Source organism: Actinomycetospora aeridis, assembly GCF_037400275.1.
GTDB classification, from domain to species: Bacteria; Actinomycetota; Actinomycetes; order Mycobacteriales; family Pseudonocardiaceae; genus Actinomycetospora; species Actinomycetospora aeridis.
Window position 1 is genome coordinate 701278 of sequence record NZ_JBBEGL010000001.1, and the last position, 19697, is coordinate 720974.

The 19697-nt window shown below is 75.2% G+C and carries 20 protein-coding genes; 9 read left to right on the top strand and 11 right to left on the bottom strand.

From position 1 onward, the window contains the following. From WCD41_RS03335 to WCD41_RS03350, 4 genes are read right to left on the bottom strand one after another with little or no spacing between them, the layout of a single operon-like run. A complete protein-coding gene (locus WCD41_RS03335; protein WP_337711946.1) occupies positions 1-1593 on the bottom strand; it encodes an amino acid adenylation domain-containing protein in 1593 nt (530 codons plus the stop codon). Beyond that, on the bottom strand, positions 1590-2606 hold the full coding sequence (locus WCD41_RS03340) for an LLM class flavin-dependent oxidoreductase (RefSeq protein ID WP_337711947.1): 1017 nt from the start codon (positions 2604-2606) through the stop codon (positions 1590-1592). The genes WCD41_RS03335 and WCD41_RS03340 overlap by 4 nt, the downstream gene beginning before the upstream one ends. Then, positions 2603-3712 carry a GNAT family N-acetyltransferase gene (locus WCD41_RS03345; RefSeq protein WP_337711948.1) on the bottom strand — a complete coding sequence of 370 codons (1110 nt, stop codon included), beginning with the start codon at positions 3710-3712 and terminating at the stop codon, positions 2603-2605. The genes WCD41_RS03340 and WCD41_RS03345 overlap by 4 nt, the downstream gene beginning before the upstream one ends. Further along, positions 3709-5481 carry a carbamoyltransferase family protein gene (locus WCD41_RS03350; protein WP_337711949.1) on the bottom strand — a complete coding sequence of 591 codons (1773 nt, stop codon included), beginning with the start codon at positions 5479-5481 and terminating at the stop codon, positions 3709-3711. The genes WCD41_RS03345 and WCD41_RS03350 overlap by 4 nt, the downstream gene beginning before the upstream one ends. Before the next feature lie 242 nt (positions 5482-5723). On the opposite strand from WCD41_RS03350, the gene WCD41_RS03355 reads away from it, so the two are divergent. Next, the gene (locus tag WCD41_RS03355; RefSeq protein ID WP_337711950.1) at positions 5724-7373 is read left to right on the top strand and encodes a P-loop domain-containing protein; all 1650 of its coding nucleotides are present in this window, start codon (positions 5724-5726) and stop codon (positions 7371-7373) included. Between the two features lie 43 nt (positions 7374-7416). On the opposite strand, the gene WCD41_RS03360 is transcribed toward WCD41_RS03355, so the two are convergent. After that, positions 7417-7935, bottom strand: a complete 519-nt coding sequence (locus WCD41_RS03360) for a L,D-transpeptidase (RefSeq protein ID WP_337711951.1) — start codon at positions 7933-7935, stop codon at positions 7417-7419. A 222-nt stretch (positions 7936-8157) separates the two neighbouring features. Here WCD41_RS03360 and ligD point away from each other — a divergent pair, with 222 nt between their 5' ends. After that, positions 8158-9186: a non-homologous end-joining DNA ligase gene (ligD, locus tag WCD41_RS03365; protein ID WP_337711952.1), complete on the top strand. Its 1029-nt coding sequence runs from the start codon at positions 8158-8160 to the stop codon at positions 9184-9186. 78 nt (positions 9187-9264) lie between these two features. Here ligD and WCD41_RS03370 read toward each other — a convergent pair whose 3' ends face one another. After that, positions 9265-10020 (bottom strand): putative protein N(5)-glutamine methyltransferase, encoded by a 756-nt coding sequence (locus tag WCD41_RS03370; protein WP_337711953.1) that lies wholly within the window; start codon positions 10018-10020, stop codon positions 9265-9267. Beyond that, on the bottom strand, positions 10017-10889 hold the full coding sequence (locus tag WCD41_RS03375) for a beta-keto acid cleavage family enzyme (protein ID WP_337711954.1): 873 nt from the start codon (positions 10887-10889) through the stop codon (positions 10017-10019). The genes WCD41_RS03370 and WCD41_RS03375 overlap by 4 nt, the downstream gene beginning before the upstream one ends. Positions 10890-10940: 51 nt before the next feature. Between WCD41_RS03375 and WCD41_RS03380 the strand changes: the two genes are divergently transcribed. The 4 genes from WCD41_RS03380 to WCD41_RS03395 are packed head-to-tail and all read left to right on the top strand — an operon-like array spanning position 10941 to position 13664. Beyond that, positions 10941-11618 (top strand): RraA family protein, encoded by a 678-nt coding sequence (locus tag WCD41_RS03380; protein WP_337711955.1) that lies wholly within the window; start codon positions 10941-10943, stop codon positions 11616-11618. Further along, a complete protein-coding gene (locus WCD41_RS03385) occupies positions 11618-12373 on the top strand; it encodes an SDR family oxidoreductase (RefSeq protein WP_337711956.1) in 756 nt (251 codons plus the stop codon). Before WCD41_RS03380 ends, WCD41_RS03385 begins: the two co-directional genes overlap by 1 nt. Before the next feature lie 50 nt (positions 12374-12423). Next, on the top strand, positions 12424-13191 hold the full coding sequence (locus WCD41_RS03390; RefSeq protein ID WP_337711957.1) for an SGNH/GDSL hydrolase family protein: 768 nt from the start codon (positions 12424-12426) through the stop codon (positions 13189-13191). Then, positions 13188-13664: a GNAT family N-acetyltransferase gene (locus WCD41_RS03395; protein ID WP_337711958.1), complete on the top strand. Its 477-nt coding sequence runs from the start codon at positions 13188-13190 to the stop codon at positions 13662-13664. The genes WCD41_RS03390 and WCD41_RS03395 overlap by 4 nt, the downstream gene beginning before the upstream one ends. 3 nt (positions 13665-13667) lie before the next feature. On the opposite strand, the gene WCD41_RS03400 is transcribed toward WCD41_RS03395, so the two are convergent. Genes WCD41_RS03400 through WCD41_RS03410 form a run of 3 tightly spaced genes read right to left on the bottom strand, consistent with a single transcriptional unit; the run spans position 13668 to position 16649 of the window. Next, complete coding sequence (locus WCD41_RS03400; RefSeq protein ID WP_337711959.1) at positions 13668-15260, bottom strand: metallophosphoesterase family protein; 1593 nt, start codon at positions 15258-15260, stop codon at positions 13668-13670. A gap of 22 nt (positions 15261-15282) precedes the next feature. Further along, on the bottom strand, positions 15283-16179 hold the full coding sequence (gene bla / locus WCD41_RS03405) for a class A beta-lactamase (RefSeq protein ID WP_337711960.1): 897 nt from the start codon (positions 16177-16179) through the stop codon (positions 15283-15285). Next, on the bottom strand, positions 16176-16649 hold the full coding sequence (locus WCD41_RS03410; protein ID WP_337711961.1) for a pyridoxamine 5'-phosphate oxidase family protein: 474 nt from the start codon (positions 16647-16649) through the stop codon (positions 16176-16178). Before WCD41_RS03410 ends, bla begins: the two co-directional genes overlap by 4 nt. Before the next feature lie 112 nt (positions 16650-16761). Here WCD41_RS03410 and WCD41_RS03415 point away from each other — a divergent pair, with 112 nt between their 5' ends. Then, positions 16762-17535 carry a hypothetical protein gene (locus WCD41_RS03415; protein WP_337711962.1) on the top strand — a complete coding sequence of 258 codons (774 nt, stop codon included), beginning with the start codon at positions 16762-16764 and terminating at the stop codon, positions 17533-17535. Between the two features lie 93 nt (positions 17536-17628). Beyond that, the gene (locus tag WCD41_RS03420; RefSeq protein WP_337711963.1) at positions 17629-18177 is read left to right on the top strand and encodes an HdeD family acid-resistance protein; all 549 of its coding nucleotides are present in this window, start codon (positions 17629-17631) and stop codon (positions 18175-18177) included. A gap of 3 nt (positions 18178-18180) precedes the next feature. On the opposite strand, the gene WCD41_RS03425 is transcribed toward WCD41_RS03420, so the two are convergent. Beyond that, on the bottom strand, positions 18181-18345 hold the full coding sequence (locus WCD41_RS03425) for a hypothetical protein (protein ID WP_337711964.1): 165 nt from the start codon (positions 18343-18345) through the stop codon (positions 18181-18183). A gap of 199 nt (positions 18346-18544) precedes the next feature. On the opposite strand from WCD41_RS03425, the gene WCD41_RS03430 reads away from it, so the two are divergent. Then, positions 18545-19678 carry an alkaline phosphatase family protein gene (locus tag WCD41_RS03430; protein ID WP_337711965.1) on the top strand — a complete coding sequence of 378 codons (1134 nt, stop codon included), beginning with the start codon at positions 18545-18547 and terminating at the stop codon, positions 19676-19678. Positions 19679-19697: the final 19 nt, after the last annotated feature.

Sequence of the window (19697 nt, forward strand, 5' to 3'; positions counted from 1 at the left end):
TCAGCGTCCTCCTGTCGGGGCGGCCGCGGCGGGAGTGGGCGCGAAGCGCTCCCGCAGCGCCGGACGATCGATCTTGCCGTTGACGTTGTGGGGCAGGTCGTCGAGCTCGGCCCACCGCGCGGGCACCATGTACTTCGGCACCAGCTCGGCGAGCCGCCGCCGGACGTCGGTGGCGGGCAGCACGTGGCCCTCGGTCACGGAGTACGCGCCGCAGATCGTGGTGCCCTCGAAGCCGCCGGTGTCGATGCCGACCACCGCGCACTCGCGGATGCCGGGCACGGTCGCGAGCGCGGCCTCGATCTCGCCGAGCTCGATGCGGTAGCCGCGGCTCTTGACCTGCGAGTCGGCGCGGCCGAGGAAGTGCACGACGCCGGCGCCGTCGACGCGGGCGAGGTCGCCGGTGCGGTAGAGGCGCTCGCCCGCGGCGTCCGGCACGAAGGCCGCGACCGTCTTCTCCGGGTCGCGCCAGTAGCCCGGCGAGAGCCCGGCGCCGCCGATCCAGAGGTCGCCGACCTCGCCGGGGGGCACCGGGGCCATCGCCTCGTCGAGGACCCGCAGCTCCTCGCCGTCGCACGCCGTCCCGATCGGCACCGGCACGGTCTCGTCGGCCGGGACCTCGGGCACGTCGTGGAACGACGAGGCGATCGTCGCCTCGGTCGGGCCGTAGAGGTTGGTGAACCGCACGTGCGGCAGCCGGCGCATCCAGTGCGCGAGCACCGGGGTCGGCAGGACCTCCCCGCACCACAGCAGCCGCTCGAGCGCCGGGAAGTCGTCCTGGGCGACGACGTCGAACCGTGCCAGGTAGGTCAGCACGCTCGGCACCGAGAACCACTGGGTCAGCGCCCGGTCGCGCAGGAACGCCGCCGTCGCCCGCGGGTCGACGCCCAGGGAGGCCGGGACGAGGTGCAGCTCGGCGCCCGCGGCGAGCGTGGCGTAGATGTCGAAGGTCGACAGGTCGAAGTGCAGCGGCGGGTGGCCGGAGACGCGGTCGCCGGGGCGGGTCCCGAAGTGGCGCAGCCCCCACGCGACGAACGCGAGGACGGTGTCGTGGGTGATCATCACGCCCTTGGGCACGCCGGTGGAGCCGGACGTGAACAGCAGGTGGGCGAGGTCGATCGGTGCGACGCCGGGGTCCGTGGTCGGGGCGGTGAGCAGGTCGTCGCGCGTGAAGGCGAGCCCGTCCTGCACGTCGATGGCCCCGACGAGCGGGGTCGGACCCGGCAGTTCGGCGAGCACCTCGTCGAGCAGCGCCCGTGACGCCGCGTCCACCAGCACGACCTCGGGCTCGGCGGCGCCGACGATCCGCGCCACCCGCGACGTCGGCCCGGCCGGGTCGACGGGGACGTAGGCGCCGCCCGCACGCAGCGTCCCGATCAGCGCGGCGATCGTCCACGGCGCCTTCTCGGCGAGCACGCACACCCGCGCCCCGGGCGAGAGGCCGTGCTCGAGCAGCACGTGCGCGACGCGGTTGACCGCCCCGTCGAGCTCGGCGTAGGTCATCACCACGTCGGTGCCGACCAGCGCGGGCCGGTCGGCATGGCGCTGCGCGGACTCCGCGAGCAGGTCCTGGAGGTGCCGGGCCGGCGTGGTCATGCCCGGGCCGCCGCTCCGGCGCGGGCGAACACCTCGCCGGCGTGGCCGAGGTCCTCGGCCGCGGGCGGGATGTCGAGCACGAACACCTCGGTGCCGCGCTCCAGGTAGCGCGCGACCTCGGCGGCGACGCGGTCGTGCGACCCGACGAGGTACGGGCAGAACGACTGGTAGTTCTCGAACGGGCCGAGCCAGTAGGGCTCGGGCTCGGTGCCCAGCTCGGCCGGCGGTGCGGGGTTCTTCGCGACCCCCGCGAGCTGGTGGTGCCAGTGCGAGTCCGACACGCGCATGGCCATCGCGTGCGCGACCTGGCCGGTGCGATCGGCGGGGAAGCGCTCGTGGGCGACGCGCCACGCCTCGTCGGCGTCGTCGCGGGCGATGATCCCGATGCGCACGCCACCGCCGGTGGGGGAGTCGCTGTCGGCGCCGGAACCCAGCGGCTCCGGGTACCGGACCGGCGTCGCCCCGATCTCCTCGGCGGCCGCGCGGCCGGCGGGGGAGGAGCCCGAGATGAGCACCTCCGGCATCAGCTCGGGGGGCAGGGCCGGCGCGAGGCGCAGGTTCTCCACCTGGTGCCAGCGGCCGTCCCGCGTCACCGTCTCGCCCCGCAGCAGGGCGGTGACGATCTGCGTGTACTCGACGGTGCGCGCGTAGCGGTCGTCGTGCCCGGTGCGGTCGCCCAGCGCGACGAGGTCGTTCCGGAACCCGCCGGCCAGCATGTTCAGGTGCACCGCGCGGCCGTGCAGGTACGCGAGCGAGGACACCATCGAGGCCGCCGTGTACGGGTGCATGTACACCGGCTGCACGGCCACGAGCGGCGCGAGGCGCGTCGTCGCGGCGATCGCCGTCTGCGCCACCAGCCACGGGTCGGCGATGCCGTTGTCGGTGTAGACGAGCATCCCCGCGCAGCCGGCCTCCTCGCTCCACCGCGCCGTCGCGGCGACCGCGTCGAGGTACTCGGACGCCGCGACGTCCTTGGACTGCGGGCAGGTCGAGTAGACCGTCGGACCGCTCATGCGGACTCTCCCTCACGCCAGAGCACGTGGTGGCCCATCCACCACTCGCCGTCGAGCCGGGTCAGGAGCGTGTCGTCGGCGTCCATCGCCGCAAGCACGCCGGGGTCCTCGCTGTCCACGAGCGCCCAGGCCGCGGGGCGCACCAGGCAGCGCCGGTCGCGGACGGCCTCGGCGAGCGACGGCTCGAGCCGCCCGGCCACGGCGGCCGCGCCGCGGGCGTCCGCGTCGGCGATCAGGTGGTCGAGCACCGGGCCCGGGTCTCCCGTGGTGCTCGCGAGCTGCTGGACCTGCACGATCCCGCCCGGCGGCGCGAAGGCGACGTACCAGCCGACGACCTTGCCGCCGCGCCCGCGCACGAGGCGGCGCACGACCTCGCCGCGGTGCGGGGCGACCGCGTCGAGCTCGGCGAACAGGGCGGTGAGGTGGCGGGCGTCGTAGTCCGGGTGCAGGCGCCAGTGCCGCGGGGCCTCGGACATCTGCTCGACGAGGGCGTCGACGGTCAGCGGCTCGGACACGAGGTCCGGGTCGGGCGCCGGGGCGGGGCGCGCGCCCAGGCGCGGGAGGCGCCGGACGAGCGTGTCGACGCCGCCGCCGACCGTGCGCAGCGGCGCCGGCACCGGGCGTCCGCGGTCGCCCAGGTGCGCGGTGACCGCCGAGGTCGGACGCAGTACGCGGTACCAGGAGAACGACGGCGCGGTGCGCACCCGCCCGCGCAGCTGGCGCCACATCCGGCGCATGAGGTCGGTGGCGCCGTCGGTGATCGTGACGTCCTGCGGGCCCCGCAGGTAGGCCCGGGTGAGCAGGGCGCCGATCCCGGGGGTCGCGGGGTCGGCCACGAGGTGCCCGGAGCAGCCCACCCGCACGGCGCGGCCGTCGACGCGGAACCGCCGCGGGTACGAGCCGAGGTACCCGACGATCCCGCCGTCGGAGCCCTCCGCGACCAGCGGCGGGATGTCCGGGTCGGCCCACGCGGCGTCCAGGGTCGTGCGCGCGAGGTAGCCGGCGAGCTCCGCCGGGGGCGTGTCCGTGCCGGAGCGGGCGAGCCGCTCGTAGAGCGCGGCGACGGCGGGCAGGTCCTCCCGCGTCAGCGGGCGGATGCCGCTCATGCGTCCCCGGCGAGCGGCCCGGCGAGCGGCTCGACGACGTAGCCCTCGATGTAGAGACGGTCGAGCGCGATCCCGGCGAACGTGTCCAGCGCCGTGCCCGGCGCCATGATCAACGGTTGGCCCTTGACGTTGAACGAGGTGTTGACGACGACGCCGGAGCCGGTCCGCGCCTTCACCCCGCGCAGCAGGCGCGCGAAGCCGGGGGCGAGGTCGTCGCGCACCGTCTGGATCCGCGCGGAGTCGTCGGCGTGGACGATCCCGTCGACGACGCCCCGGGCCTCCGGGCGGACCTGCGCGGTGCACAGCATGTAGCGGTCGGGCTCGAAGCCGCGGGTGACGAAGAGGCGGTCGACGTCCTCGTCGAGCACCGCCGGGGCGAACGGCCGGAACGCCTCGCGGAACTTCACCGCGCCGTTGATCCGCTCCTTGATCCGGTCGCCGTCGGGGCGGGCGAGGATCGAGCGGTGGCCCAGCGCCCGCGGGCCGAACTCCATGCGCCCGGAGAACCAGGCGACGATCCGGTCGGCGGCGATGTCGTCCGCGGCGCGGGCGTAGTACTCGTCGGTCTCCCCGAGCCACGTCCACGTCAGGTCGGGCCGGGCGTCGAGTGCGGCCCGGACGTCGTCGGCGGTGTAGGCCGGGCCCAGGTACGGGTCGAACGGGCCGGTGACCGGGGCGAGCCCGCCGCCCTCGGTGCGCGCGACGTGCCAGGCCGCGCCCGGGGCGGTGCCGTCGTCGCCGGAGGCGGGCTGGACGAACATCGCGTCGACGCCGGGCAGGTCGGCGATCGACTGGTTGGACTTGCAGTTGAGGAACGTCCCGCCGGCCAGGCAGAGGTTCCGCTCGCCGGTGCGCTCGAGCCAGTGCCCGACGAGCTCGGTGAGCAGGGTGGTCAGGCGGTCCTGCAGCGCGGCGGCGAAGTCGGCCTCGTCGCGGTGGATGTCGCCGTCGGGGACCCGCGGGGTGAAGGCCGCCTCGGCGAGGAACGCGCGGGCGTGCGGGTAGCCCGCCTCGGGCTCGGTGAGGCTGCCGGCCGGCCAGTCGACGACGACCGTGCCGCGCTCGGTGTCGACGCGGGCGAGCTTCTCGAACACCGGCCGGAACCGGTCCGGCTCGCCGTAGGGCGCGAGGCCCATGACCTTGTACTCGTCGTTGTTGAACTGGAACCCGAGGAAGCGGGTGGCGATCGAGTAGAGGATGCCGAGCGACGCCGCGATCGGGACGGTGTGCAGCAGTTCGAGATCGTCGCCGTGCGCGCGGAACACCGACAGCGACTCGGTCTCGCCCATCCCGTCGCTGACGACGACGAGCGCGCGGTCGAACCCGCTCGGCGCGAGCGCGGACTCGGCGTGGGCGACGTGGTGGCGCACCGGGCGGAAGCGCTCGGCGACCCGGGTCCACCCGAGGCCGGTCAGCGCGTCGATCACCGTGGCGCTCGCGTAGACCTCGTCGAACGGCGCGCCGGCGAGCGTGAAGGCCCGGCGGTGACGGTCGTAGTCGAAGCCGTGCGCGATGAGGTCGACGTCGTCGGGGGAGACCCCGGCCTCGGCGAGGCAGGACGCGACGGCCTGCGCGGGGAACGCGCCGGTGCCCTTCGCCCCGGTGAAGCGCTCCTCCGAGGCGGCCGCGACCAGGCGGCCGTCGACGACGAGCGCGGCGGCACTGTCGAGCCCCTGGCAGATCCGCTCGTCGAGCGGGGCGATGTCGGGGTGCGTGCGGTGCAGGTGCTCCTGCGAGTGCGGCAGACCGGACAGGCCGAGGACGATCACGGCGCTCCTCTGGGGTCAGGACACGACGGTGTGAGCCGTTCCACTATTGCGTGAGCAGTGCTCCCCCTAGGCGCGGGGGTCCTTCCGTGAAACGGTTGTGAGTTCTTTTCCGGGGGCGGGTCGACACAGACCGGACAGATCTCCGCGGGGCTCTCCGAGGGACGACGCCCGGGGGCGCGCGAGAGTTCCCGGGGGCGTGGTCGGGGGCGTGGACGTGCTCCCTGGCGGGCACCATCCCGACCATGGCTGCCCGCTCCGACCTGGCCGCGTCCCTGCGCTCGCTCGACGGCGCGAGCTACGGGCGCTACAAGTCGTTGTCGGGGTCGTGGACCGTCTCCGGCGTGGCTCTCGAGGTGCTGCGCGTCCAGGCCGACCCCTTCGCGCCGCCGAGCCGGGTGCGGCTCACGGTGTCCGACGCCGGCCTGCCCGCCGACCTGTACGGCACCGCCGACCGCCGCCGCGCGCTCGCCGGGTTCCTGCTCCGCGAGCTGCGCCGCGCGCTGCGCGGGACGCCGGTGCAGGTCGACGCGGGCGGGCCCGAGGTGCTCGAGCGCCGCGCCGGCACGGTCGACGCCGACGGCGTGGTGGTCGTGGAGGTCGGCGTCCCGTTCCCGGGCCCGAAGCGGCGCGTCCTCGGGCGGGAGGCCGCGACGCTGCTGGCCGAGACGCTGCCGTCCGCGGCGCGCGAGGCGATCTGCTCGGCCGACCCGGACGCCGCGCGGACGTTCGTCGAGACCGTCGAGGACGCCGTCGCGCTGCGCTCGGCGCTCGCCGGGCGCGGGCTGGTCGGGTTCGTCGCCGACGGGGCGGTGCTGCCGCGGCGCAGCGGCGTCGACGACCGCCCGCTCGCCGGGGCCACGCCGTTCGGCGGGCCGGAGTCGCTGCAGGTCACGCTCGAGGCGCCGAACGCCGGGCCGGTCCGCGGGATGGGCGTTCCCGACGGTGTCACGCTGATCGTCGGCGGCGGGTACCACGGCAAGTCGACGCTGCTGCGCGCGCTGGAGGACGGGGTCTACGACCACGTGCCCGGCGACGGGCGCGAGCAGGTGGTGACGCGGCTCGACGCGGTCAAGCTGCGCGCCGAGGACGGGCGGGCGGTGATCCGCGACGACGTCTCGGCGTTCGTCGCGCACCTGCCCTCCGGCGAGCCGACCGACGACTTCTCGACCACCAACGCCTCCGGCTCGACCAGCCAGGCGGCGTCGACGGTCGAGGCGGTCGAGGCCGGCGCCGACGTGCTGCTGATCGACGAGGACACCTCGGCGACCAACATGATGATCCGCGACGCCCGGATGCAGCAGCTGATCGCGACCGAGCCGCTGGTGCCGTTCGTCGAGCGGGTCCGTCCGCTGCACGCCGAGCACGGGGTGTCCACCGTGCTGGTGATGGGCGGGTCGGGCGACTACCTCGGCGTCGCCGACACCGTGATCATGATGGACGCCTACCGGGCGTCGGACGTCACCGCGCGGGCCCACGAGATCGCGGCCGCCGGGCCGTCCCGGACCGTGGAGCACAGCGGTTTCCCTTCCGTCGCACCGCGCGTCGTCGACCCCGCCTCCCTGGACCCGACGGCCAGGGGCAAGCGGCGGGTGACCGCCCGGGGCCGCGACACGTTGACGTTCGGCGAGGACGACATCGACCTGTCCGCCGTGGAGCAGATCGCCGACCGCTCCCAGGTGGCGGGCATCGGGCGGGCGCTGGCGCTGCTCGGCGACCACGTGCTCGACGGGACGATCACCCTCGCCGAGGGACTCGACCTCCTCGACGCCGAGCTCGACCGCCGCGGGGTGGCGGCCCTGCTCGACGGCCGGTCCGAGGACCTGGCACGCCCCCGCCGCCACGAGGTCGCCGCCGCCCTCAACCGCCTGCGGTCGCTGCGCCTGACCACGTGAGCACTTTCCGGTGCCGGGGGCCCGGGAACTGCTCACGTGGAGGTCACTCGACGATCTGCACCCGGTCGTAGACGTTGAGGCCGTTGAAGAAGGCCTGGGCGTCGGCGTCGGCCATGCGCACGCAGCCGGCCGACTGGCGGGCGGGGTCGCCGCCGTGGAACGCGCGGCCGTTGTCGTCGAAGAACACCGACCACGGCATCCGCGCGTTGTTGTACTCCTTCGAGAGGTGGACCTCCTCCTTGCGCTGCACGGCGAAGAAGCCCACCGGCGTCTCGTGACCCGGCGAGCCGTGGTTCATCCGCACCGGGCCGCGCAGGACGTTGCCCTTGCCGTCGGAGAGCCAGGCCTCGTTCGTCGAGAGGCGGGCGCAGGCCTTGACGTTGTCCTCACAGGGCATGGCGGCCTTCGGCACGGCCATCGCGACCGCGCCGACGCTGCCGAGCCCGGCCAGCGCGACGAGCCCGAGGAGGAGCGCCGCGACGCGGCCGCCCATCCGGCGCCGGGCGCGACGAGCGCCGTCCCGCGCCCCGGTCCCGATGTCCATCCACGTGTGCCGACCCACCGTGCTCCTCTCGACGGTTCGCGCCGTACCCACGGCGCCTCCCTCTCAACGGCAGCGCGGGTGCCACGGACGAGTGGTCTGTCCGGGTGGTCCTCCGGGTGACGACCCGGATGCGGACCGTGACAACGCGACTACCGAGCGGGGACTCTCTCATCTTGCTGAGAAGGCGTCGGGACCCCCTGTCTCCTTGCCGGACCGGCTCCCGAGCAGGAAGGTGACGCCGTGGCCGCAAAGGGATCCGCCGCACAGGACAAGGGTTCGGACAAGGGTTCGAAACAGGACGAGGAACGCGCCGGCGTCGCGCTGACCAACGTCGACCAGGAGCTGTTCGCGGGGGCGGGGGTGACCAAGCGGCAGCTCGTCGACTACCTCGAACGGATGGCGCCGCGGATGCTCCCCGCGCTCGCCGAGCGCCCGCTCTCGGTGGTGCGCGCGCTGCGCGGGCAGAAGCCGTTCATGCAGAAGAACGTCCCGAAGTACGCGCCCGACTTCGTGCGGACGGTGTCGTTCTGGGCCGAGACGTCGCAGCGCGAGGTCGCCTACGCGCTCTGCGACGACCTGCCGACGCTGCTGTGGTTCGCCAACCAGCGCTCGATCGAGTTCCACCCGACGCTGACGCGCGCGGACGCGATGGACACCCCCGAGCACCTCGTGCTCGACCTCGACCCGCCGGAGGACGCGGGGTTCGACGCCGTCGTCGCGGCCGCGCACCTCGTGCGCCGCGCGCTCGACGACGCCGGTCTGGAGGGCGTGGTCAAGACCACGGGCGCGAAGGGCGTCCACATCCTCGTCCCCCTCGCTCCCGGCCCGACCCACGAGGACGTCGCCGGCGCCACCCGCGCGCTCGCCCTCCACACCGAGCGCCTCGACCCGGACGTCGCGACGACGGCGTTCATCAAGGCCGACCGCGGCGGCAAGGTGTTCGTCGACCCCACCCGCGCCGGCGGCTCGACGATCGTGTCGGTCTACAGCCCCCGTGTGCGCCCCGGCCTGCCCGTGTCGTTCCCGGTGACGTGGGACGAGCTGGACTCCGTGGTGCCGGCGGAGATCACGGTGGCCACGGCGCCCGACCGCCCGGACCCGTGGGAGGATGCCGCCGCCCGCCCGGCCCCGCAGGCACTGCCCGAGGAGCTGATCGCCGAGGGCCGCACGATCCCCGTCGCCCGCGTGCAGGCGATGCACGAGGGCAAGCGCCGCAAGCGCGCGGCGGAGAAGACGGCGAAGGCCGGGAGCACCGACAGCGCCGAGTGACCGACGATGGGGCGCGCCCGTGTCAGCGGCGTGGCGCCGCAGACGCCCAGTGTCCGTCACGCCACGCACTCGGAACGATCATGGGCGCGAGGCGTCACCGAGCGTGCCCGCGACCACGGTCGCGTCGTGCTCCTCGTCGCGCGCCACCGACGCCGTGAACCCCGCCGCGACGAGGGCGGCCCGCGCCCGGTCGCCCTGGTGCTCCGCGCACTCCACGAGCAGGTGCCCGCCGGGCCGCAGCCACGCCGCCGCCTGACCCGCCAGCCGCCGCACGACGTCCACGCCGTCCCCGCCGCCGTCGAGCGCCACGCGCGGCTCGTGCTCCCGCGCCTCCGGCGGCATCGCGGCGACCGCCTCGCTCGGCACGTACGGCGTGCTCGCCACGACGACGTCGACGTGCCCGGCGAGCGAGGGCGGCAGCGCCGCCAGCAGGTCGCCGACGTGCACCCCGGCGGCCCCGGGGAGATTCCGGGCCGCGCACGCCACGGCGGCCGGGTCGACGTCGGCGGCGTGCAGGACGAGCCCGGGGCGGGCGGCCAGCAGCGCGGCCCCGATCGCCCCGGTCCCGCAGCAGACGTCGACGACGGTCTCGCCGCCGCCGAGCAGGGACAGCACAGCACCCACGAGGAACTCGCTGCGCCGCCGCGGCACGAACACCCCCGGCGCGACGGCCACCCGCAGCCCCGCGAACTCCGCCCACCCCAGCACCTGCTCCAACGGCTCGCCGGCCACTCGCCGGGCGACGGCCGACTCCGGCGCGTCCGCCAGCAGCGCCGCCTCCTCCTCCGCGAACACGCACCCCGCCGCTCGCAGGCGGGCCACCAGCGAGCTCACAGCCCGAGGAGCCCCCGCGTCTCGGCGATCGTGGCCGGCCGCCGCCCCAGGTCCGCGAGCAGCGCCACGACCTCGTCGACGAGCGCGGTGTTGGTCGGCGTCGAGGTCCCCGCGTGGTCCTCCAGCCCCACCCGCACGTGCCCGCCCCGGCGCACGGCGGTCTCCGCCAGCCCGGTCGCGACGACGTCACCCCCCAGCACCGCCACCGACCACGGCAGCCCGGACGGCTCGAGCATCTCGAGATAGGCCTCGAGCGCGGTGGTGGTCGGCGGCAGCCCGAACTCCAGCGCGCCGCCGAAGTAGAGCTTGACGATCGCTCCCGGCGGCACGCGGCCGTGCCGGTGCAGCGTCAGCGCCACCCGCAGGAAGCTCGGGTCGAAGATCGAGATCGACGGGCCGGTGCCGTGCGCCGCGCAGCGGGCGAACATGTGCTCGGTGTCGGCCAGGCTGTTCTGGTACGGCCCGGGCGCGGCGGCCTCGGCGACGACGCCGTCGCTGGTCAGACCCAGGTTCACCGACCCCGGGTCGACGAGCGAGAGCCCGCCCATGCCGCGGCGGGCGAGCTCCTCGTGGTGCGCCCAGCGCGTCTCGATCGGGATCCCGCGGGCCCCGGCGGCCATCGTCGCGTAGAGCAGCAGGTCCGGGTACTGCGCAAGCACCGGCGTCCACGCCTCGACGTACGGCTCGACGGGGTGCACCCCGGACGGCACGAACATCGCCTCGTGGTGGTCGTGCGCGATGCTCGCCCCGCGCGCGACACAGGCGAGCATCTCGTCGGCCACCTCGGCCGGGGTCAGCGGCACGTGCGGGTTGACCGACCGCGGCGTGGCCCCGTTGACGGCGACCTCGACGATGACAGGGGAAGGCACGAGGACGAAGGATCGTCGCCACACGCCGCCGCGTCGAGGATCATCCGTGCCGTGGATCCCCTGACCGCCGAGGAGCTCGGCCGGGTGCGCGCGCTCGCGACCTCCTCGCTGTGCGACGCCGACAAGACCTTCCTGCTGCCCGACCCGGCGATCCGCGCGATGGTGCCCGACGTGCGGATGGCCGGGCCCGCGGTCACCGTCGTCGCCCCCGACGACCACCTCCCGGTGCTCCTCGCCGCGGGGCAGGCCGCGCCCGGTTCGGTGCTGGTCGTGGTGAATCCCCGGGGTGCCCGGGCCGTCGCCGGCGAGCTGGTGACCGCCGAGGCCCGGCGGAACGGTCTGGCCGGGGTCGTCATCGACGGCTACTGCCGCGACGTCGCGGGCCTGCGCCGGATCGGCCTGCCGGTGTTCGCGCGCGGCTCGACGCCCGCCTCGGGCAGCGCCCGCGACCCGCGCGGCCTCGACGAGGGACCGGTCGCGCTGGGCGGGGTGCCGGTGCGGCCGGGGGATCTGGTGCTGGGTGACGACGACGGCCTCGCCGTCGCCACCGCCGACCAGGTGCGCGCCGCCCTGGCCGGTGCCGAGGAGGTCGAGCGTGCCGAGGCGGCCGTGCTCGCCGGCATGGGCAAGGGGCCCGACGGGCGCGGTCTCGCGGACCACACCAACCTCGCCGAGCACCGCGCCGCCCGCGCCGACGGCCGGGACTCGGCGCTGCGGTTCCTCGTCTGATGGCGCCGGAGACGAGCAGGGTCCTCCTCGTCACCGGCGGCAGCCGGGGCATCGGCGCGGCCGTCGTCGACCGGGCCGCGGCCGCCGGCTGGGACGTCTGCCTGACCTACCGCAGCGACGCCGGCGCCGCCGAGACGGTCGCCGGACGAGCCCGTGAGCAGGGCGTCCAGGCGGTCGCCGTCCGCGCCGACGTCGCGGTCGAGGCCGACGTCGAGGCGGCCTTCGCGGCGGCCGACGCGCTGGGGCCGCTCGGCGGGGTCGTCGTCAACGCCGGGGTCGTGGTGCCGAAGTCGCGGGTCGACGCGATGTCGGCCGAGCGCGTGACCGCGATGCTGACGGTCAACGTCGTCGGCGCCGTCGTCTCGTGCCGCGAGGCGGTGCGCCGCCTCTCGACCGCGCACGGCGGGCCGGGCGGCTCGATCGTCATCGTGTCGTCGGCGGCCGCGCGGCTCGGGTCGCCGGGGGAGTACGTCGACTACGCGGCCTCCAAGGCGGCGACCGACACCCTCGGTCTCGGGCTGGCCAAGGAGGTCGCCGACGAGGGCGTGCGGGTCAACGTGGTGCGCCCCGGGATCATCGACACCGAGCTGCACGCCGTCGGCGGGCAGCCCGACCGGGTGGCACGGATCGGCCCGCTGGTGCCGGTGGGCCGCGCCGGCACGGCCGACGAGGTCGCCGCCGCGATCGCCTGGCTGCTCTCCGACGAGGCGTCCTACTGCACGGGCAGCGTGCTCGACGTCGCCGGCGGCCGGTAACCGGGAGCCCCCTCCCGGCTGGCCCGGGGCCAGGGGCAGAATCGGCCGGCGTGAGCGGCACGTGGCGCAGCTACGTCGCCCTCGGCGACAGCTTCACCGAGGGCGTCGGCGATCCCGACCCGACCACCGGGCTCGAACGCGGATGGGCCGACCGGTTCGCGGCCGGCATGGCCCGCCGCGACCCGGGCTTCACCTACGCCAACCTCGCGGTGCGCGGGCTGCTGCTCGACCCGATCATCGCCACCCAGGTGCCCGAGGCCGTGCGGATGGCCCCGGATCTCGTGAGCGTCTGCGCGGCGGGCAACGACCTGCTGCGCCCCGGCGCCGACCCGGCGGTGCTCGCCGAGCGCCTCGAGGGGGCGGTCGCGACCCTGCGGGCCACGGGTGCCGACGTCCTGGTGTTCACCGGCTTCGACACCCGCGAGAGCCCGCTGCTCAACCTCATCGGCCGGCGCCTCGCCGCGATGAACGACCACATCCGCGAGATCGCCCACCGCCAGGGCGCCTACCTCGTCGACCTGTGGGTGATGCCGCCGCTGGCGGACATGCGGGCCCGCACCGACGACCGGCTCCACCTCAACCCCGACGGCCACGCCCGGGTCGCCGCGCGCGTGTGCGAGGTCCTCGGCCTGCCGCCGGAGGTCGACTGGCACGCGCCGTGGCCGCCCGTGACGCCGACGACGTGGGGCCACCGGCGCGTCGAGGACGTCCGCTGGGCCCGCGAGCACCTCTGGCCGTGGGTGCAGCGCCGCGCGCAGGGCCGCAGCAGCGGCGACGAGCGCGCGGCGAAGCGGCCGACGCTCGCCCCCGTCCCGTGAGCGGCGTCGCGATCACCGTCGACGACCTCGCCGGTCCCGAGGTGGCGGCCCTGCTCGCCGAGCACCTCGACGAGATGCGCGCCGTCACGCCGCTCGAGAGCAAGCACGCGCTGGACCTCGACGCGCTGCGCGCCCCGGACGTCACGTTCTGGACGGTCTGGGACGACAGCAACGACGGCAGGGTGCTGCTGGGCTTCGGGGCGCTGCGCGAGCTCGACCCGACCCACGGCGAGATCAAGTCGATGCGCACGGCGTCGGCGTACCAGGGGCTCGGGGTGGGCGGGGCGCTCGTCCGGCACGTCGTCGCCGAGGCCCGGCGGCGGGGCTACCGGCGCCTGAGCCTCGAGACGGGGTCGTCGGAGTACTTCGCCCCGGCCCGCCGGCTCTACGCGCGCCACGGGTTCGTGCCCTGCGCGCCGTTCGGCGACTACCGCGAGGACCGGCACAGCGTGCACCTGACGCTGGCCCTGTAGACCTCAGGGACGCAGCACCAGCGGGTCGTCGACGAGGTGCACGTCGACGGGGGAGCGGGGCGTCCACCGCGGCGCGGCGCCCGGGGTCCACGCCCACCGCCGCGGCACGCGCTCGACACCGAGCGCGAAGACCGTCAACGTCCCGTCGGGCGCGATGCGCAGCCGCAGGAAGCCCTTGTGGTCCTCGATGCTCTGGGCGGCGAAGAGCTCGTTGCGGTTGGCCCCGCGGGCGGCGATCAGCAGGAACGTCGAGAGCACGAGGCTCGCGACCACCCCCGCGACGACGACGGTCAGCACCGTCGCGAGGGGGGTGTCGATCCTGGTCGCGACGTGCGTCGCGGCGAGGGCGACGGCCACCTCGGGGACCGCGAGGCCGAGGCCGAGCCCGAGGCGGCGCAGGCGTCCGGCGCGCTGGGGGACGACGAACCCGTAGGACCCGCCGGCCACGGCCACCGCGGCGATCACCGAGACGGCCGGGATGCCGATCACCCAGGGCACGATCACGAGGGCCTGCAGCAGCAGGATCAACGGCAGCAGCAGCCCGTTGCGCAGGGGCAGCCGCCAGAGCACGCGGAACGCCTCGGCACGCGAGCGGCCGATCGTCGGGAACGTGCGCGGCCTGCGGACGTAGCGGTGGGTGCCGGTGGCGCGTCGCGGCCCGGGCGCCGCGAGATCGGTGGTGACGTCGAGGGTCTCGGGGAGGAAGTGGGTCGGCGACGTGTACGCGCCGCCGTGTCCCGCGGTGACGAGCACCTGCTCCCGGTCGGGGTGCTCGAGCGTGTAGACCGCGTAGTGGTGCGTGTCGCCGGTGAGGACGAGACGCACCGGCAGGTCGCGGTCGCCGAGGACGTCGCGCAGGAAGAACGCGAGCCGGTCCATCGAGCGGTCGTCGCCGTCCTGCGCGCCGTACCAGGCGGGCGTGGCGGTGAGCAGCACGATGCGGTCGCCGTCCGGGATGGACGCGACGACGTCGCGGAACCACTCCAGCTGCGTGGCGTCGACGTAGGTGTCGAGCTGGATGTCGATCGCCAGCACCCACCACCCGCGCGGCAGCGCGAGCGCGAAGTACGAGCGGCGCTGGTCGGTGTCCCAGCCGGCGAAGTGGCGGCCCTGGCAGAACACCCGCAGGAACGCGGTGAGCCCGTCGTACCAGTCGTGGTTGCCGGGGATCGCGTAGACGGTCGGCGGCCCGTGCTCGGGATCGGCGACGAACTGCGCCTCGAGCGGCCCCTCCAGGCGCTCCTCGTAGGCGACGGTGCCCGCCACCGGGTAGACCTCGTCGCCGCCCATCAGCAGCACGCTCCCGCGCGGCAGCGCGTGCCCGTCGACGGTGACCGTGCGCGCGCCGAGCAGGGTCGCGACGGTGGCCATGGCGTTGAAGCCGTCGCCGGTGTCGCAGAGGAAGTCGAACCAGAAGTCGCCCTCGCCGCGGTACTCCGGCACGCGCTGGGCGAACGTCGTCCCGGCCATGACGTCGCGCTTGTCGGCGTACGCGGCGACCGTGCTGCCGAGCAGGACGGTCACGCCCGTGCGGACCAGTTCTGTGGGGGAGAGCCAGCGCACGGCGGGACGCTGCGGCGGTTCCTCGTCCCCCATGACCGGTGACCGTAGTGGCTCTCTACAGCGCCGCGGTCGCGATCCTCGTGGCGTCGGCGATCGTCGCGCGGCCGTTGGTGCTGTTCGGGTCGGCGGGGCTCGTGAACACCGCGATCACCCACGGCGCGCGCCCCGGCGGCCAGACGACGGCGACGTCGTTGTTCTCGCCCTGCGCGCCCGAGCCGGTCTTGTCCCCGACGCGCCAGTCGCGCGGGACGCCGGCGCGGATCTGCTCGGTGCCGGTGACGGCGCCGACCATCCAGCCGGTGAGCAGGTCGCGCCCCGCGGGGTCCAGGGCGTCACCGAGGACCAGGGCCCGCAGGTCGGCCACCATCGCGGTGGGCGTGGTCGTGTCGCGCTCGTCGCCCGGCGCGGTCTCGTTCAGGTCCGGCTCGGGACGGTCCGCGCGCGTGACGGCGTCGCCGAGCGTCCGCACGAACGCCGTGGTCGCCGCCGGCCCGCCGAGGAGCCCGGTGAGCAGGTTGGCCGCGGTGTTGTCGCTGACGACGACCGCGGCCTCGCACAGCGCCGCGACCGTCATCCCCTGGTCGACGAAGCGCTCCGTCGTCGGCGCGTACTCCAGGAGGTCGGCGCGCGTGTAGCGGATCGTCCGCTCGAGCAGGCCCGGCTCGGCGCGCGCCCGCTGCAGGACGGCCGCGACGACGAGCACCTTCACCGTCGAGCACATCAGGGCCCGCTCGTCGGCGCGGTGGGCGACGGCCCGCCCGCTGCCGGTGTCGAGGGCGAGCAGCCGGATCCGGCGGCCGGAGCGCTGCTCGAGGCCGGCGAGCGCCATCGGGGGTTCCGACATCGTCCGCGGAGGCTCCGGTGCAGGTGCCGACGGCGGGGTGGTCGACGGCGTGCACCCCGCGAGGACGGCGAGGCCGGCGCCGACCAGCGCGGTGCGTCGGGTGATCACCCGGCGGAGGGTAGCGACCGGTACTCGAGTCCCTCGGAGGTGCTGCGCCAGGCCACGAACCGGTCGAGGGTGACCACGATCGGCAGCGAGAACGTCATCAACCAGGCGTCGAGCGGCTGTCCGCCGAGCATCGGCGCGTACTTGCGCCCGAACGCGTCGAGCGCCTTCTCGACCTTCGTGAACGTGGAGAGCGTGGCCCTCCCGCTGCCGGTGACGACGTCCGTGCCCTGCCCGGCGGTGTCGAGGGCGACGGTGACGAGGTCGTGGCCCGCGCGCAGGTGGGCCACCTTCGCGGTGTCGGGGCGGCTGAAGATCGTCACCTTGGGGTCGCTCCACGCGAACCACACGGGCACGGTGTGCGGGCGCCCGTCCAGCGCGACCGTGCCCAGCCAGATCACCGGCTCGGTCGCCAGGCGCTCCGCGGCGTGGGCGTCGCCCGGGACGGCGGGGTCGAGCAGAGCGGTGGCCACGACCGCGGACCTCACCACGCCCACACACGGGCGGCAAGGGCCGGACGCTGGTGCTCCCGCCGCTCAGCCGCGATCATGTGCGCGACCGGGCCGGGCGCCGAGGGGGGATGCCGTGCTCGCAGACCTGCTCGACCGTTTCGTCGACCTCGGGATCAATCTGCTCGCCGCGCTCATCGGCGCGGGCGCGGCGGTGCTCGTCGGTGTCTGGCGACGGCGCCGGCGCACCTCGGACGTGCGCCGCTTCTGGGGCGCGCCGCGGCACCCGCTCACCTTCCTGCTGCCGATCTGGGACCGCACGCCGGACGGCTGGCGGTCAGCGGGGATCCTCGGTACGGGTGATGTCCGGGCGCTGCTCGCACTGCAGAGGACGATGGGGGCGCTGCGCCGCGGTTTCGAGGTCAAGGAGGCGCCGACACTGCGGGACGCCAGCTCGGCGCCGGCGCTGGTGCTGATCGGCGGCCCACGTGCCAACACGTGGTCGGCGTCCATCCTCGAGGAGCTGGGCGGGCAGGTCCTCTACTCCTTCGCCCCCGACGACGGCTCGATCATCGGGCCGGGGCGCCGGCGGTCCGGCCACGAGATGGACGACGAGGACAACGGGACCGACGCGGCCCTGGTCCTCCGCGTCGAGAACCCGTACTACTCCGCCGGCACCGTGTACGTCCTCGCCGGCGTGTCCGGTGTCGGGACGCACGCGGCGGCGCGGCTCGTCACGACCGACGTCGGGCGCCTCCTCGGCCGGCTGCGTCAGGACGGCGTCGACGAGGGCGGCGGCTTCCAGCTCCTCCTGACGGTGAAGATCGTCAACGGCACGCCGCAGGAACCGCGCTGTGTCGAGGCCTTTCCGCTGCGCCTGCCGGACCGTGCGAGCGCCCCCGGAGGGTGATCTCCCCCGAAGCGGCCGGATGCCCTCTCGACACGGGGCGCCGACGGCGATTCGATGTGCCCTGATCACCGGTGTGACAGGAGGGGACGTGCGATGACCAGCGCGACGAGTGGGGCGGGCGTACGCCGGGCCTCGAGCGGGTGGGGCTGGATCATGGCCTCCGGGGTCCTGGGGATCCTGGTCGGGGTGATCGCGCTGTTCTATCCCGGGCTGGCGCTGCTGGGGGTGGCGTTCGCCCTGGGCCTCGGCCTGATCATCCAGGGCGCGCTGGAGATCGGGGTCGCCTGGCGTGCCGAGACCGGCTCGACCGGCCGCGGGTGGCTCGCCGCCTTCGGCGTCCTGGCCCTGGTGGCCGGGATCCTGGTGCTCTTCCAGCCCGGCGGCGGCATCCTCGTGCTGGCCTGGGGCCTCATCCTCTGGTTCATCATCGCGGGCGTGCACGACCTGCTCGTCGCGGGCTCGGAGCGCGAGCACCGCACCTGGAACATCGTCCTCGGTGTGGTGAGCCTGCTCGTCGCGCTCGTCCTGCTGTTCTCGCCGGCCACCGCCGTCGGCACGATCGCGATCATGGTGGCGCTGGGCTTCCTGCTCCGCGGCGCCGCCGACGTCGGCCTCGCCCTGAGCATGCGCCGCGCCGCCTGACGATCACGCCTCCGGTGAGCGGCGCGGCGCCGGCAGTCGCGTGTCGGTGGGCGCCGCGTGCGCCGGGCCGGCCCAGCGGCACGCGAGGACGTCCCAGAAGCACGTGCGGTCGTGGACGTGTCCGGGCGCCACGAGGGCGACGGGGCGCGGCGGGGCGTCGACGGACATGATGGGCCTCCCTCGGTCACGGAACGTCTCGACGGTGACAGTCCGTACCAGTGAACGCCAGCATCGTTCACTCGTACAGCTCAACAACTAGTCACATTTTGTGACAGGCGACCAGTACGGCGCCCATGATCAGGTGAGCCGTGAACCTGCGGAACGTGCCCCTCGCGGCGGCGGCGGCGAGTCGGCGAGGATGCGCGCCGTGGAGGATCTCGTCCTGCCCGACGCCACCCGCCCCGGCCTGCACGACGTCATGCCGGCGCTGCTCGACGCCGTTACCGACGGCACCGGGCGTCTCGGCCTGCCGCCCGTGCGCGCCGCGGCGCTGCTGCTCGTCGACGGGCTCGGCCACCGGCTGCTCCACGCGCACGCCCGGGACGCCCCGTTCCTCGCCGCCATGGCCGAGCACGGACCGCTGCTCGCCGGGTTCCCGAGCAGCACCTCGATCAGCGTCACCTCGCTCGGCACCGGCCTGCCGCCCGGCACCCACGGCACACTCGGCATCCGGTTCCGGGTGGACGGCACCCTGCTCGACTCCCTGACCTGGACCAGCGACGCCGGCGACGCCCGCCACACCGTCGAGCTCCTCGTTCCCGAGGACGTCCAGCCCCACCCGACGGTGTTCGAGCGCGCCGTGGCCCGCGACGTCGGCGCCACCGTGGTGTCCGACCGCGCGTTCCGCGAGTCCGGGCTGACGCGTTCGGCGCTGCGGGGCGCGCAGTACCGCGGGGTGGGGGCGTTCGGTGACCTCGCGGCCGAGCTCCTCGACGCGCTGGGGCGCCCGGGCCCGCAGCTCGTCTACGGCTACCACGCCGACCTCGACCAGCTCGGCCACCTGCACGGACCGGGGTCGACGGCCTGGCGCTGGCAGCTGCGCCAGATCGACCGGCTCGTCGAGCAGCTGGTCGCCGAGCTGCCGGCCGGCACGCTGCTCGCGGTCACCGGTGACCACGGGATGGTCACCGTGGAGCGCCGCTACGACGCCGACACCGACGACGACCTGCGTGCGGGCGTCGCGCTGGTCGGCGGGGACCCCCGCGCCCGCCTCGTGTACGCGCAGGACGGCGCCGCCGACGACGTCCTCGCGACCTGGCGCGGCGTGCTGGGCGAGGACGCCTGGGTGCTGCCGGGCGCCGAGGTCGTCGAGCGCGGCTGGTTCGGGCCGCTCGACGAGGCCGTGCGCCCCCGGATCCCCGACGTCGTCGCCGTCCTGCGCGGCGGCGCCGCCGTCGTGCGTTCCGAGGGCGAGCGGCTGCTCGCCCGCCTGCCCGGCCAGCACGGCTCGCTGACCGGCGAGGAGCACGTCGTGCCGCTGCTGGCCGCGGCGTCGGTGTAGGTGTTGGCGTGGGTGACGC